This window comes from Sphingomonas sp. SFZ2018-12 (assembly GCF_022496715.1).
Classification (GTDB): Bacteria; Pseudomonadota; Alphaproteobacteria; order Sphingomonadales; family Sphingomonadaceae; genus Sphingomonas.
Genome location: NZ_WTFM01000001.1, coordinates 585,158 through 598,834 on the forward strand (window position 1 = coordinate 585,158; position 13,677 = coordinate 598,834).

Annotated in this window: 15 protein-coding genes; 10 read left to right on the plus strand and 5 right to left on the minus strand. The window is 67.6% G+C overall.

Annotated elements, in window-relative coordinates; genetic code table 11:
• The first annotated feature begins 18 nt into the window (after positions 1 to 18).
• Complete coding sequence (locus tag GO308_RS02780) at positions 19 to 1,332, plus strand: DUF1295 domain-containing protein (protein ID WP_240883729.1); 1,314 nt, start codon at positions 19 to 21, stop codon at positions 1,330 to 1,332.
• A gap of 550 nt (positions 1,333 to 1,882) precedes the next feature.
• Here the strand turns inward: GO308_RS02780 and GO308_RS02785 are convergent.
• Together GO308_RS02785 and GO308_RS02790 are read right to left on the minus strand one after the other, a co-directional pair.
• On the minus strand, positions 1,883 to 3,256 hold the full coding sequence (locus tag GO308_RS02785) for a glutamate--cysteine ligase (protein WP_240883730.1): 1,374 nt from the start codon (positions 3,254 to 3,256) through the stop codon (positions 1,883 to 1,885).
• 43 nt (positions 3,257 to 3,299) lie between these two features.
• Positions 3,300 to 4,046 (minus strand): 16S rRNA (uracil(1498)-N(3))-methyltransferase, encoded by a 747-nt coding sequence (locus GO308_RS02790; protein ID WP_240883731.1) that lies wholly within the window; start codon positions 4,044 to 4,046, stop codon positions 3,300 to 3,302.
• Positions 4,047 to 4,197: 151 nt separating this feature from the next.
• On the opposite strand from GO308_RS02790, the gene ubiA reads away from it, so the two are divergent.
• Genes ubiA through tatC form a run of 9 tightly spaced genes read left to right on the plus strand, consistent with a single transcriptional unit; the run spans position 4,198 to position 11,135 of the window.
• Positions 4,198 to 5,118: a 4-hydroxybenzoate octaprenyltransferase gene (gene ubiA, locus GO308_RS02795; RefSeq protein WP_240883732.1), complete on the plus strand. Its 921-nt coding sequence runs from the start codon at positions 4,198 to 4,200 to the stop codon at positions 5,116 to 5,118.
• A gap of 31 nt (positions 5,119 to 5,149) precedes the next feature.
• On the plus strand, positions 5,150 to 6,496 hold the full coding sequence (locus tag GO308_RS02800) for a metallopeptidase TldD-related protein (RefSeq protein WP_240883733.1): 1,347 nt from the start codon (positions 5,150 to 5,152) through the stop codon (positions 6,494 to 6,496).
• A complete protein-coding gene (locus GO308_RS02805) occupies positions 6,489 to 7,295 on the plus strand; it encodes a 3'(2'),5'-bisphosphate nucleotidase CysQ (protein WP_240883734.1) in 807 nt (268 codons plus the stop codon). The genes GO308_RS02800 and GO308_RS02805 overlap by 8 nt, the downstream gene beginning before the upstream one ends.
• 43 nt (positions 7,296 to 7,338) lie before the next feature.
• Positions 7,339 to 8,343 carry a glycoside hydrolase family 3 N-terminal domain-containing protein gene (locus GO308_RS02810; protein ID WP_240883735.1) on the plus strand — a complete coding sequence of 335 codons (1,005 nt, stop codon included), beginning with the start codon at positions 7,339 to 7,341 and terminating at the stop codon, positions 8,341 to 8,343.
• Between the two features lies 1 nt (position 8,344).
• The gene (locus GO308_RS02815) at positions 8,345 to 9,094 is read left to right on the plus strand and encodes a ScpA family protein (RefSeq protein WP_240883736.1); all 750 of its coding nucleotides are present in this window, start codon (positions 8,345 to 8,347) and stop codon (positions 9,092 to 9,094) included.
• Positions 9,081 to 9,659 carry an SMC-Scp complex subunit ScpB gene (gene scpB / locus GO308_RS02820; protein ID WP_066550502.1) on the plus strand — a complete coding sequence of 193 codons (579 nt, stop codon included), beginning with the start codon at positions 9,081 to 9,083 and terminating at the stop codon, positions 9,657 to 9,659. The genes GO308_RS02815 and scpB overlap by 14 nt, the downstream gene beginning before the upstream one ends.
• Positions 9,660 to 9,686: 27 nt before the next feature.
• Positions 9,687 to 9,917 carry a twin-arginine translocase TatA/TatE family subunit gene (locus tag GO308_RS02825; protein WP_066482545.1) on the plus strand — a complete coding sequence of 77 codons (231 nt, stop codon included), beginning with the start codon at positions 9,687 to 9,689 and terminating at the stop codon, positions 9,915 to 9,917.
• A 49-nt stretch (positions 9,918 to 9,966) separates the two neighbouring features.
• The gene (gene tatB / locus GO308_RS02830) at positions 9,967 to 10,356 is read left to right on the plus strand and encodes a Sec-independent protein translocase protein TatB (protein ID WP_066550503.1); all 390 of its coding nucleotides are present in this window, start codon (positions 9,967 to 9,969) and stop codon (positions 10,354 to 10,356) included.
• Complete coding sequence (gene tatC / locus GO308_RS02835) at positions 10,353 to 11,135, plus strand: twin-arginine translocase subunit TatC (protein ID WP_240883737.1); 783 nt, start codon at positions 10,353 to 10,355, stop codon at positions 11,133 to 11,135. The genes tatB and tatC overlap by 4 nt, the downstream gene beginning before the upstream one ends.
• A 57-nt stretch (positions 11,136 to 11,192) precedes the next feature.
• Here the strand turns inward: tatC and GO308_RS02840 are convergent, their stop codons facing one another.
• The 3 genes from GO308_RS02840 to GO308_RS02850 form a co-directional block, all read right to left on the minus strand.
• Entirely contained in the window at positions 11,193 to 11,327 is a 135-nt protein-coding gene (locus tag GO308_RS02840; RefSeq protein WP_066482540.1) for an entericidin A/B family lipoprotein, read from the minus strand.
• 315 nt (positions 11,328 to 11,642) lie between these two features.
• Complete coding sequence (locus GO308_RS02845) at positions 11,643 to 13,244, minus strand: sensor histidine kinase (protein ID WP_240883738.1); 1,602 nt, start codon at positions 13,242 to 13,244, stop codon at positions 11,643 to 11,645.
• Positions 13,245 to 13,286: 42 nt separating this feature from the next.
• On the minus strand, positions 13,287 to 13,649 hold the full coding sequence (locus tag GO308_RS02850; protein WP_240883739.1) for a NepR family anti-sigma factor: 363 nt from the start codon (positions 13,647 to 13,649) through the stop codon (positions 13,287 to 13,289).
• Between the last annotated feature and the right edge of the window lie 28 nt (positions 13,650 to 13,677).

Below are 13,677 nucleotides of genomic sequence, written 5' to 3' on the forward strand. Positions count from 1 at the left end.
GGGGCTAATCGGACAGGCATGTATCACGACGCGCCCATCGCCTCCGCGACCGCCGATCCACGCCCCGCCTCCGCGGTATCGGACATGGTCGGCATGGTCGGGCTGGGCGGACTGATTGCGTGGACGATCATCGCCCGGCACTTCGGGCTGGCGGGGCCGCTCTCGGCGCTGACCAACGTGCTGGCCTGCGCGGTGCCGATGGTTCTGTGGTCGGTGTTCGTCGACAAGGTGCATCGCAACCCGTCGACCGGTATCGACTGGTCGCGCCCCCGGCCGTGGCGCGAGGTGCGCGCGATCAGCATGACCAAGCTCGCCGGGCTGTGGCTCACCTGGGCCGGCATTGCGGCGATCTATGCGGTGGTTCGTCTGTACTGGCAGGGAAACTACGCGTTCGCGATGCAATGCTTCATGGTCGCCGCGCCGGCGATGATCGTGCTGTCGATTCCCTATGTCCTGTGGCTCGACCGCTACCTGGTCGAACCTCGCGACGGCACATGGGCACTGGGCGCCTGGCTGCTCGGCAAGGAGGAGCCGGTCGACGGCGAAGCGATCAAGCGTCACCTGCGCGCCTGGGCGGTCAAGGCGTTTTTCCTCGCCTTCATGCTGTCGATCGTGCCGGGCGGATTTGCCGATTTCGTCCGCCGCGAGACGACGGGCATCTGGACCGACCCGGTCGCGCTCGCCAACTGGCTGATCACCTACATGTTCGTGATCGATGTCGCAGCGGCGACCAGCGGCTACGTGCTGACGATGCGGCCGCTCGACGCGCATATCCGCACCGCCACCCCGCATTTCGACGGATGGATCGCGGCGCTGATCTGCTACCCGCCCTTTGTGCTGATGCGCGAGGGCGGCCCGCTGGACTATCATCCCGCGACCGCCGAGTGGAGTTACTGGTTTCAGGGCTTGCCCTGGATCTTGTGGATCATCGGCGCGCTGCTGGTGGTGCTGACCGCGATCTACGCCTGGGCGACGCTGGCATTCGGCATCCGCTTTTCCAACCTCACCCATCGCGGCATTCTGACCCACGGACCCTACGCGATCACGCGCCACCCGGCCTATCTGTCCAAGAACCTGTTCTGGTGGCTGGCGACGGTGCCCTTCTTCGCGACCACCGACAGCGTGGTCGACGCGGTGCGCAACACCGTGCTGCTCGCGACGGTCAGCGCGGTCTATTACTGGCGCGCGAAGACCGAGGAAAAGCATCTCGGCGAAGACCCGGCCTATCGCGAATATTACGACTGGATGACCCGCAACGGGCCGGTGCCGCGCTTCTTCGCCTGGCTGGCGGGACGGCCGGGCAAGCGGATGGGCGAAGTGCCGGCGGAATAGGTGGCGTGTCCTCGTTCGGCGCTAACCCTCGTAGATCATAAGGCAATTAGCAAACGCTTTCGGCACAAGTGCTGGGCGGCCAGAACTGAGCAGTTAGGCGCCGTCAGGATCAACAAGCGGCTTGCCGCGCTCTCTTTTCCGCCAGCGCCAAGGTAGCTCCCGACTAGCATTGAAGCCGAAGGCCACGCGCTCTCGGACACAGTTCACAAGTCGCACATCGTTAGTCGAAGAGGGAACGGACACTTCCTCCCCGGCCAGGCCGTACAGCCCCATTTCGAAGTCCGTCGAGCCGCAAGTTCGGAGCGCCTCGCCTAATTCAATGGCCGATGCTGAACGATTACCGGGATTGAACTGCGTAGGAACGTAGCCATCCGCTCCATAAACCCAAAGATAAAGGCGCTCTCGTTGTGTAGTAACAGACGTCTCGCGGGAGCAAGACGTCGTCAGAAACAATACGATCAGTATGAAACTGCGCACCCCCTATTTTGGCGGATTATCTTCGCAACCGCAATGGGTTGGGTACCGACCGGCCGTTTTTTCAGTCCACGCTCTAGAACCGCGACCCTTCGTAAATCCGGCTGACATCGCCGCCCCATTCGCCGTGATAGAGATCGAGCAGCAGTTCGGCGGGCACTTTGCCGCGGCGGACAATCTCGCGCAGCGGGTCGAGATAGCCGGTTTCGTCGTCGCCTGCGCCGTTGTGGCGTGCGCGGGCAGCGAGCCCGGCATGGGCGATGTCGAGCACCTGGCCGGCGATATCGCGCAGCCTGCCGCCACCGGGCAGCGGCGCGTCGAGCGCGAGCCTGGGCACCGCGTCGCGCAACGTCTGGCGATCCTCGATCCCCCAATCCCTGACCAGATCCCACGCCGCATCGAGCGCGCCTTGGTCATAAAGCAGCCCGACCCACAACGCCGGCAGCGCGCAGATGCGGTTCCATGGCCCGCCATCGGCGCCGCGCATCTCCAGGAAGGTCTTTAGCCGCACTTCGGGAAAGGCGGTCGACAGGTGATCCGCCCAGTCGTCGATCGTCGGCTTTTCACCCGGCAGTACCGACAGCTCGCCGTTGAGGAAGTCGCGGAAGCTCAGGCCCGCTGCATCGATATATTTGCCGTCCCGGAACACGAAATACATCGGCACATCGAGCGCATAGTCGGCGTAGCGTTCATAGCCGAAGCCGTCCTCGAACACGAAGGGCAGCATCCCGGTGCGGGCCGGATCGGTGTCCGACCAGATATGGCTGCGGTAGGACAGATAGCCGTTCGGCTTGCCCTCGGTCAGCGGCGAATTGGCGAACAGCGCGGTGGCGAGCGGTTGCAGCGCCAGCCCGACGCGGAACTTCTTCACCATGTCGGCTTCGGACGAATAATCCAGGTTCACCTGGATCGTGCAGGTGCGCAGCATCATGTCGAGCCCCAGCGTGCCGACGCGCGGCATGTGGCGCAGCATGATGGCATAGCGGCCCTTGGGCATGATCGGCAGCTCGGCGCGCGTCTTGTCGGGCCACATGCCCAGCCCCAGAAATTCGATGCCGAGCCGCTGGCCGACCGCCTTGACCTGCTCCAGGTGCCGGCCGGTTTCGGCGCAGGTCTGGTGCAGATGCTGGAGCGGCGCGCCCGACAGTTCGAGCTGCCCGGCGGGTTCCAGGCTGACCGTGCCGTCGGGACCGGCGAGCGCGATCACCTTGCCGCCTTCCTCGACCGGCTTCCAGCCGAACTCGATCAGGCCGATCAGCAGGTCGCGGATGCCGCCCGGCTCGTCATAGCTCGGCGCATGCTGATCGGCGATCGAATAGACGAACTTTTCATGCTCGGTTCCGATCAGCCACCGCTCGCGGGGTTTCTCGCCGCCGGCGAAATAGTCGATCAGTTGCGATCGCTGTTCGATCACCGCTGCGTTGCGATCCGAAACCGTCTTGGTGCTCATGGCGCGCCCTTACTCCCGGTCGGTTTGGTGCGCTAGCGCAATCTCAGGACCAGTCGCCCGCAGCCGCCATCCACAGCCCGATCGCCGCAACCGCCGCGGTATCCGCGCGCAGGATGCGCGGGCCGAGCGCGATGCCGACGGTACCCGGCGTCGTCAAAATCGCGTCGCGCTCGCCCGCGTCGAAGCCGCCCTCCGGACCGATCAGGATGGCGCCAGGTCCGCGATGCGCGCGCATCGCCGCGAGCGCCGGGACGCCGCCGCTCTCGTCGGCAAAGAACAAGGCGCGGTCCGCCGGCCAGTCGGCGAGCAACGCGGGCAGCTTGACCGGTTCGAGCAGGCGGGGAAGCGCCGTGCGGCCGCATTGCTCCGCCGCCTCGACCATGTGCGCGCCGAGCCGGTCGAGGTTGAGCTTGTCGACGACGCTGCGCCGGGTCAGTACCGGCCGGATGCGATCGACGCCAAGCTCGCACGCCTTTTCGATCACCCAGTCGATGCGACCCTTCTTGATCGGTGCGGCGCACAGCCACAGGTCGGGCACGGTTTCGCGCGCGCGCAGCTGCTCGCGCACCGCGACGTCCAGCGCGCGCTTGCCGACCGACTCGGCCACCGCCAGCCATTCGCCCGTCGCATCGTCGCACAGCTTGATCGGGTCGCCCGCCTTGAGCCGCATGACCGCGATCAGATAATGCGCCTGCGCGCCGTCGAGCGTCAGGTGCTGGCCGCTCGCGAGCGGGGCGGGGACGAACAGGCGCGGCGTCGATTGCGGTGGCCAGGCGGGGGTAGCGGGCATGGGGGTCGCCTTAGCGCGACTTTGACCGCCTTGCACCCGGCGGCTCGCCTTTGTCGTGCGCGAGGTGGTGCGAAGTCGTGCCGGCATGATAAGCGCCGCGCGCGACATCGCCGCATGACGCCGCCCTCGCAGGAGACACCGACCAGCGTTTATGTCCCAGGCCGTTGAAACCCCGCCCGACAGCCAGTCGCTCGGCATGCTGCGCGTCCTGCCGGCGCGCGCGCGGCCGTTTGCGCTGCTCGCCCGCTTCGACCGGCCGATCGGCTGGTGGCTGCTGTTCTGGCCCGGCGCGTGGGCGATCGCGCTGGCGGGCGGTGTCGTCGACCGCTGGCCGCTGCTCGCCTGGTTCCTGCTCGGCTCGATTGCGATGCGGGGTGCGGGCTGTGTCTATAACGACATCGTCGACCGCGATCTCGACGCCCGCGTCGCGCGCACGCGCAGCCGCCCGCTCGCGAGCGGCGCGGTGTCGCTGCGCGCCGCATGGCTCTGGCTGGCGACGCTGTGCCTGATCGGCCTGGTCGTATGGGTCCAGCTCGGCTGGCCGTCGCGCCTCGTCGCATTGGCGAGCCTGGGGCTGGTGGCGGCCTATCCGTTCATGAAACGCATCACCTGGTGGCCGCAGGCGTGGCTCGGCCTGGTCTTTGCCTGGGCTGCGCCCGTTGCGTGGGTGGAGGTCGCTGGTGGCCTGACCTGGGCCGGCGCGCTGCTTTATGCCGGCGCGATCGCGTGGGTGATCGGCTACGACACGATCTATGCGCTGCAGGATGTCGAGGACGACGCGCTGGTCGGCGTGCGATCGTCGGCGCGGCGGCTGGGCGCGCGCGTGCGCGGCGGGGTTGGGCTGTTCTACGCGCTCGCGCTCGCATTCTGGGCGGGTGCGTTCTGGTCGATCCGGCCCGATCCGCTGGCGATCGCCGCATTGGCACCGGCGGCGCTGCATCTCGGCTGGCAGGTGGTGACGCTCGACCGCGACGACGGCGCGAGCGCGCTGGCGCGGTTCCGGTCGAACCGCACCGCTGGGCTGCTGATGTTTGCCGCCGCGTTCGTCGTCGGGACCACGGCGAGGCTTTGACGATCGCGCCCCGCGCTCCTAAGTCGCTGCGATGCTGACCCCCCAAATTGCCCAGGATCGTGCCGCCGCCGCGATCACCCAGGTCGTCGCCGCCGGTGCCGACGCCGCCGATGCGGTGCTGATCGCCGACACATCGGTGTCGGTATCGGTGCGGCTCGGCAAGCTTGAGGATGTGGGGCGGTCCGAAGGTGCCGAGCTAGGCCTGCGCGCCTTTGTCGGCCAGCGGTCGGCCAGCGTTTCCACCGCCGACCTGTCCGACGACGCGCTGCGCGAGCTTGCCGGGCGCGTCGTGGCGATGGCGCGCGCCGCGCCGGAAGACCCCTGGGCGGGCCTGGCGCCGGCGGATCGCCTGTTGCATGGGGCGCCGCCGCTCCTCGACCTTGACGATGGGGGCGAGGGGGACCCAGCCACGCTCAAGGCGCGCGCCCTTGCGGCGGAGGACGCCGCGCGCGCGGTGCCGGGGATCACCAACAGCGACGGTGGCAGCGCCAGCTTCGGCCGGTCGACGGTCGCGCTCGCGACCAGTCATGGCTTTGCGGGCAGCTACAGCGCGACGAGCTATGGCGTATCGGCCAGCGTCCACGCCGGGCCAACCGGCGACATGCGCGGCGACTATGCTTTTCATTCCGCGCGCCACGAAAAGCGGCTGGAAGCGCCCGAGATGGTCGGGCGGCGTGCCGGCGAGCGGACGGTCAGGCGGCTGAACCCGGTACGCATCGCCAGCGGCACGATGCCGGTCGTGTTCGATCCGCGCGTCGGCGGCAGCCTGCTCGGCCATCTGGTCGGCGCGATTGCGGGCACCGCGATCACGCGCCGGACCAGCTTTCTGCTCGATGCGCTGGCGACCCAGATCTTCGCGAGCGGCATCGGCATCGTCGACGATCCGCATCTGCCCCATGGCCTGCGATCACGGCCTTTCGATGGCGAAGGGCTGCCGGTATCGCCGACGCGGATCGTCGATCGCGGGGTGCTGCAGACCTGGCTGCTCGACAGCGCGTCGGCGCGGCAACTCGGGCTTGAGCCCACGGGTCATGCATCACGCGGCCTGTCCGGCGCACCGGGCGTGGGGACGACCAACCTCTATCTCGAACCCGGCATGGTGCCGCCCGACGCGCTGATCGCCGACATCGAACGCGGCATCTATGTCACCTCGCTGATCGGACAGGGGGTGAACGGCGTGACCGGCGACTATAGCCGGGGGGCGTCGGGTTTCGTGATCGAGAACGGCACGATCGGCGCGCCGGTGGAGGAGATCACGATCGCCAGCAACCTCAAGGATATGTTCGCCGCGCTCACCCCTGCCAACGATCTCGAGTTTCGCTACGGCATCAACGTGCCGACGCTGCGCATCGACGCGATGACGGTCGCCGGTGGCTGAAACGCTGGCCGAACGGGTCAGCGCGATTGCCGCGGAGGCCGGGCGGCTGGCCATGTCGCGCTGGCGCGGCGATTTTGAACGCTGGGAGAAATCGCCGGGCAATCCCGTGTCCGAGGTCGATCTGGCCGTCGATCGGCTGTTGCGCGCGCGGCTCGCCGCGCTGCTGCCCGACGCCGGCTGGCTGTCGGAGGAGACTTTCGACGATTCGTCGCGGCTGCGGGCGCAGCGTGTATGGGTGGTCGATCCGATCGACGGCACCCGCGATTTCGTCCGCGGGCGCGATGGCTGGGCGGTATCGATCGCGCTGGTCGATCGCGGCCAGCCGGTGGTCGCGGTGCTCGAGGCCCCGGCGCGGGGCGAAAGCTGGCGCGCGGAACGGGGGCGGGGGGCGTGGCGCGGCGATCGGGCAGTCCAGGCGAGCGCGCGCGATCTGCTCGCGGGTGCGCGGGTGCCGACCGATCAGCTGCCGCGTGCCGATATGGACCTGGTCGCGGTCGCCAAGCCGAACTCGATTGCGCTCAGGATCGCGATGATCGCCGCGGGCGACGCGGATCTGCTGGCGACGCTGCGTTGGGGCGCGGAATGGGACATTGCCGCCGCCGTCTTGATCGCGCGTGAGGCCGGCGCGATCGTCACCGACGCGCTGGGGCGCAAGCTGCGCTTCAATACGCCGCGCGGCGAGGCGTTCGGCGTGCTGGCCAGCGCGCCCGGCATCCATGACGCCGCGGTCGAATGGCTGCGCGCACGGGCCGTGGCGGGCCTGGCCGCGCCCGAATTGAAGGCCGGTCGCGCGGGATGAATCGCGATCTTGTCCGCGGTCCAAAACGGGTTAGGATGACGCCATGCTTCCCGTGATCTACGGCCTGTCCGGCCTCACCCTGACCGACGACGAGCGCGCGTTCTTTCGTGACAGCGACCCGCTCGGCTACATCCTCTTCAAGCGGAATATCGGCGATCGCGCGCAGTTGCGCGCGCTGACCGACAGCCTGAGAACGCTGAGCGGCCGCGACGAGGTGCCGATCCTGATCGATCAGGAAGGGGGCAAGGTCGCGCGGATGACGCCGCCCGAATGGCCGGCATTCCCGACCGGCGCGCGTTTTGCCGAGCGATATGACGAAGCGCCTGCCAGCGCGATCGAGGCGGCACGCGCCAACGCGCACGCGATTGCACTGACGCTGGCGGAGGTCGGCATCAACGTGAACTGCCTGCCGCTGCTCGACATCCGTCAGCCCGATACCACCCCCGCCGTCGCCGACCGGACGCTGGGTGGCGATCCGATGCGCGTCGCCGCGCTCGGCCGCGCGGTGATCGAGGGGCTGGCGATGGGCGGCGTGCTCGGCGTGATGAAGCACGTGCCCGGGCATGGCCGCGCCGTCGTCGACAGCCATCATGAACTGCCGGTGGTCAGGGCGGATGCCGACGCGCTGGCCGCCGACATCGCACCGTTCCGCACGCTTGCCCCGCTCGCGCCGATGGCGATGACGGCGCACGTCGTGTTCGAGGCGTGGGACGCGGCCAACCCCGCCACCCTTTCGGCGACGGTGATCGAACAGGTGATCCGGGGGGCGATCGGCTATGACGGCCTGCTGATGACCGACGATATCGACATGAAGGCGCTGTCCGGCACCGCGGGCGAGAAGGCGGCGCGCGCGATCGCCGCGGGCTGCGACGTGGTGCTCGATTGCTGGGCGCGGATGGACGAGATGGTCGAAATTGCCGGGCGACTGTCGCCGATGGGCGCGCAGGGCCATGCCCGGCTCGACCGGGCGATGGCGATGCGTCGTCCGGCCGAGACGGCGTCGCTCGACGGGCTGCTGGCGCGTCGCGACGCGCTGATGGCGGCGTGAATTGCCCGACGTCGCCGCCGGCGAAACGCTGACGGTCGATATCGACGGCTGGGAAGGGCCGCTCGACCTGCTCCTCACGCTGGCACGCAGCCAGAAGGTGGACCTGAAGGCGATCTCAATCCTGGCGCTGGTCGATCAGTATCTGGCCTTCATCCGCGATGCGCGCATGCTCAGGCTCGAGGTCGCGGCGGAATATCTCGTGATGGCGGCCTGGCTCGCCTATCTCAAATCCGCGCTGCTGCTGCCGAGCGACCCCGAGGTCGAGCCCAGCCCCGAGGAGCTGGCGATGCGCCTGCAGGCCCGGCTCGAACGGCTGCAGGCGATGCGCGAGGCGGGAGCGCGGCTGCTGGCGCGCGACCGGGTTGACCGCGACGTGTTTCTGCGCGGCGCGCCGCAGGGGCTTCGCAACGTCCGCCAGATCCGCTGGCACGCCGAACTCTACGATGTCATTGCCGCCTATGGCCGGGTGGCCGCGCGGACCCGCCCGGTGCTGCACATGGTCCAGCCGCGCGCGGTGATGACGCTGGAAACGGCGATCGGGCGGATCGGCGCGCTGATCGGGACGACGATCGACTGGGCGCGGATCGAGGCGTTCCTGCCCGATGCGCCGGGCGATCCCGGCTATCGCCGTTCGGCGCTGGCATCCAGCTTCGTCGCCGCGCTCGAGCTCGCGCGGCAGGGGCGGGTCGAACTGCGCCAGCAGGCACCGTTCGCGCCCCTCTATCTGAAGGCGGCCGATGCAACGGCCTGACGAAGCCATGCGCGCGGTGGAGGCGGTGCTGTTCGCCGCGACCGAGCCGCTGAGCGTCGCCGATCTGCGCCGTCATGTGGGCGGCGATGTCGACGTCGCGGCCGCGCTGGCCGCGCTGGCGCAGGATTATGAAGGGCGCGGCGTGGAGCTGGTCATGCGCGGCGAGCGCTGGCATTTCCAGACCTCGCCCGACCTCGCCCATTATCTGCGCCGCGAGCAGGAAGAGCCGCGCAAACTGTCGCGCGCCGGGATCGAGACGCTGGCGATCATCGCCTATCACGAGCCGGTCAGCCGCGCGGAGATCGAGGCGATCCGCGGCGTCCAGATTTCCAAGGGTACGCTCGACGTCCTGATGGCGGCGGGCTGGATTCGTCCCGCCGGGCGGCGCGAGGTGCCGGGCCGCCCGCTCACCTATGCCACCACCCCGGCGTTCCTGACCCATTTCGGGTTGGCGAGCCGGCGCGACCTGCCCGGGATCGACGACCTGCGCGCCGCGGGGCTGCTCGATCCCATTGATCTCGCGCTCGGCGATGCCGATCTGGCAAATATGGATGAGGAAGCGTAGAGAGGCGCGGACTCGAGGAGAATCGTCATGGGTGGTTTCAGCCTGGTTCACTGGCTGGTGTTCGGTGTCGTCGCGATCCTGCTGTTGGGCGGCGGCCGCTTTTCCAACCTGATGGGTGACGTTGCCAAGGGCATCAAGAACTTCAAGAAGGGGATGGCCGAGGACGATTCCACCCCCGAGCCGACCCGGATCGAGGGCAAGCGCGCCACCGACCCGACGTTCGATCGCGACGCCGAACGGACTCGCGAAGAACGCTGAACGGCGGTTCGCCCGCTGCTGATCGGCAGCCGAATGTGCGGATAAGTTGATGCTGGATGTAGCGCCCACCGAATTGCTGGTCGTCGCGGTCGTGGCGCTGCTCGTCATCGGTCCGAAGGACCTGCCCAAGGCGATGCGTTTCGTCGGCAAATGGGTCGGCAAGATGCGGGCGGTGACGCGCCAGTTCCGCTCGGGCTTCGACGCGATGGTGCGCGAGGCCGAGCTTCAGGAAATGGAAAAGAAGTGGGCGGCGGAAAACGCGCGGATCATGCGCGAGCATCCGCCGACCGCGGGCCAGCTGCCCGCGCCGGATGCCGCGACCGCCACGGGCGAGGATACGGGGCCCCAGATGGTGGCCCAGCCGATCATTCGCGATGAGACCGCTTCGGCCGCGCCCGCACCGGCGCGCCATCCCGACGACGGAGCCGATCCGCGTTGAGGGACATCGACAACACCGAAGCGCCGCTGCTCGACCACCTGATCGAACTCAGGCGGCGGCTGCTGTATTGCGTGCTTGCGTTGCTGCTTTTCTTTGGCGTGGCCTTTTATTTCGCCAAGCCGATCTTCGGATTCCTGGTCCATCCGCTGGCAGACGCGGGTCAGGACCGATTGATCTTCACCCAGATTTTCGAGGCGTTCTTTGTCAAGGTGAAGGTCGCGTTCTTTGCCGCGATGATGCTGTCCTTTCCGATCATCGCCAACCAGCTGTGGCAGTTCGTGGCCCCGGGGCTCTACCGCAGCGAGAAGCGGGCGCTGCTGCCGTTCCTGCTCGCGACACCTGTCCTCTTCACCGCCGGCGCCGCCTTGGCCTATTATTTCGCGATCCCCGTCGCGCTCAACTTTCTGCTGGGGCTGGAGGGCGACCTGGGGGGCGGCGTGCGCCAGGAGGCATTGCCGTCGGTCGGCAATTATCTCGACTTCGTGATGCAGTTCCTGTTCGCATTCGGCGTTTCGTTCCTGCTGCCGGTGCTGCTGATGCTGCTGGAACGGGCGGGCGTGGTGACGCGCAAGCAACTGGTCAGCGCGCGGCGCTATGCGATCGTTGCGGCGTTCGGGATTTCGGCGGTGCTGACGCCGCCGGATATCGGTTCGCAGTTCCTGCTCGCGGTGCCGATGGTGCTGCTTTACGAGCTTGCGCTGATCGGCATCTGGCTGACGGAACGTCGGCGGGCGGCCAACAACGGTGCCGGCGAAGACAGCGACGCCGCGCCGGCTTGAGTTGGCCGGAGCGTAGCAGGGCTTGGCACCCGTGCCACGCTCCGGCCCGATATCCGGTTACTTGCTGTCGTCGGCAGCGTCGGCGACGGCACCGCCCGCCGATTCGACGTCACGGCCGACACCCTCGACCGTATTGCACGCGCTGATCGCCAGCGCGGCAGCCAGCACGGTAAATCCAAGAAACTTACGCATCGTCACGCTCCATCATTCAGGGTTTGACCAGTCCAGAATGTCCGGTGCGCGCAATCGTTCCGTTTGCGACGCGATCACGTCGGGATCGCCGGTATCTTGGGTGAAAGCGAAGGGGACATCCGACCCGCGGAATCCGGTCTCGGCCGGAAAAGTGAAGGCCCGAAGGCGTCACAGCGGGGGGGAGAGGTGTGACGCCTTCGGGCCTATAGAGTGGATAGCGCGAGCGGGGGGGCATAAGGTCGCTATCCGCACCTAGAAACCATGGACGGCGTTTTCGGTTCCGTGCGTTTTCGCGCACGCGCAAAAAAATCTTCGCTAGCCCTCGGCGTGCGCGACGATCGGGATTTCGAAGAACCCGGCAAGCGGGTCATGATGCAGCGTCGAGCGAAGCTGGCGTGCCAGGCCGGTGATGATCCGGCTGTAGCGAGTCTGCATCAGCGACTGGAAATCGGGTGAATCGACGAGGCCCGGCGACGTGATCCGCACGACCGCGCGCTCGTTTCCGTCGGTCGGCCGGACCGAGATGCTGAGCATACCCGCTGGGCTGCATTCCATTGCGAGCTCGACCAGTTCGGTGATCAGAAACGCGACGGCCACCGCCACATCCTGGGAAACCAGCACGGGATGCACGTTGAGGGTCATCGACGTCCGCGCCGCTGAATCAGGTGCGTTGGCGCGAAGGTTGGACGCCAGCTCGCCGATGACGGCGCGCAGCTCCAGCCCGCGATTTTCCTCCAGCTCCGCATAATGATGGCGATGGACGACCGCCAGCGCGTCGACCCGGCGCTGGATGGCGGCATAGGCTTCGCTTGCGGCTGTGTCCGACGTCGAACGCGCGTGGAAATTGATCAGGCTCGCAATCACCTGAAGATTGTTCTTCACGCGATGATGCACCTCGCGCGTGAGGCGGGTTTGTCGCACCAGACCCTCGGCCAGCCCTGCCTCGTGCGTGCGTACCGTGACGGTGATCGCCCGGAACGTTTCGCTCAGCGCGTGGATTTCCTGAGCGGGCAGGGTGCCGAAATGTTCAACGGCGAGCGTATCGCCGGGGCGATAGTTGCCAACGATCCGACGCAGGCGACGCAGCGGTCGGATCAGCAGGCGGTCGACGACGAACCAGGCAATCGCGGCCGCCGCAAACCACATCAACAGGGGCAGCAGCATCGTGACGATCAGCGTCGTCGTGATCGGTGCGCCATAGATCCGCATTTCGAGCGCCAGGTCTTCGATTCCGAGCGGGAGGCGCGTTTCCTCCACGCCGTCGAGGATGCCGCCGTCCGGCAGCGCCTCGAGTGAAAGCCGGCCATCCTCGCTGGCTAGCGCAGCGCCGTAGCGCGACAAGAATCCCGTCGGGCGGGCAATCGAGCCGAGAAAGGCGATGGGGAAGAAGGCCTCCGCACGAACCCCCTCGTCACCCGGCGCGGTCAGCCGCACGGCGAGGCCGCGCGCCGGCACGATTACGGTCCCGCGCGCGCTCGATTGCAGCGCGCGGGCCGCATCCTCCGGAATCTGGCTCCCGCACAGCACCGCGCCGGCTTTGCCGGTGATGTGAAACTGGACGCCAGTCGTGGCCTGCGCTGCATACACGCCCTGCACCCGCGCGCACGCGCCCGTGTCGGTCGGATCGGCTTCCAGCGCGTTCAATCCGGCGCGCAACGCGGCGAGATCACCGCCCAGCTCGATCGACAGGGCCCGTGAGGCTTCGGCGGCGGCGACACGCAGCCGCGCGGCGGCTTCCTGGTCCGCGATGCGGGAGGTCTGGATCGACGCATAGGCCGCGATCAGGGCAAGCGGCAGCAGCGCGACGCTGAGGATCAGGAATACCTTCGCGCCGGTCGGGATAGCGACGGCAAGCGAAAGCAGCGGGTGGGCAGGGTCGTCACGCCGATCCGGCGCGGGGCTGGGATCATCCGGCACGGCGGTAAACGGCCAACGGAGTCAGATCAGCACGCAGCGTGCTCAGCCGAGCTTGCGCAGCAGGTCGAGCATTTCGTCGGGAACCGCCTCATCGATCGTCTCGCGATAGACAGCGCGCAGCGCGTCGCCGACATCGCCCGGGGTCTTGGGCTTGGTCTTTTCCCTGCGCGCGTCCTCGTTCGATGGCTTTTCCGTCATCTTGTCTTTCCGACCACTCGCCGACTGCACCACGTCCCCCATATCCCAATTTTTCCAGGCGCGGCGTATCCGCCCGTCATCGAACCTCGTATCGAACGGAGCGATGCGCGACGCCCCTTCCGGCCACAGTAACTGCGTCGGATTGACGATGAAACAAAAACCGCGTTCGATGGTTCCATGTTTTCGGTGCATTGTGGGGGTGCGCATTGTCCTCCATGGAAACCACGATTGAAGT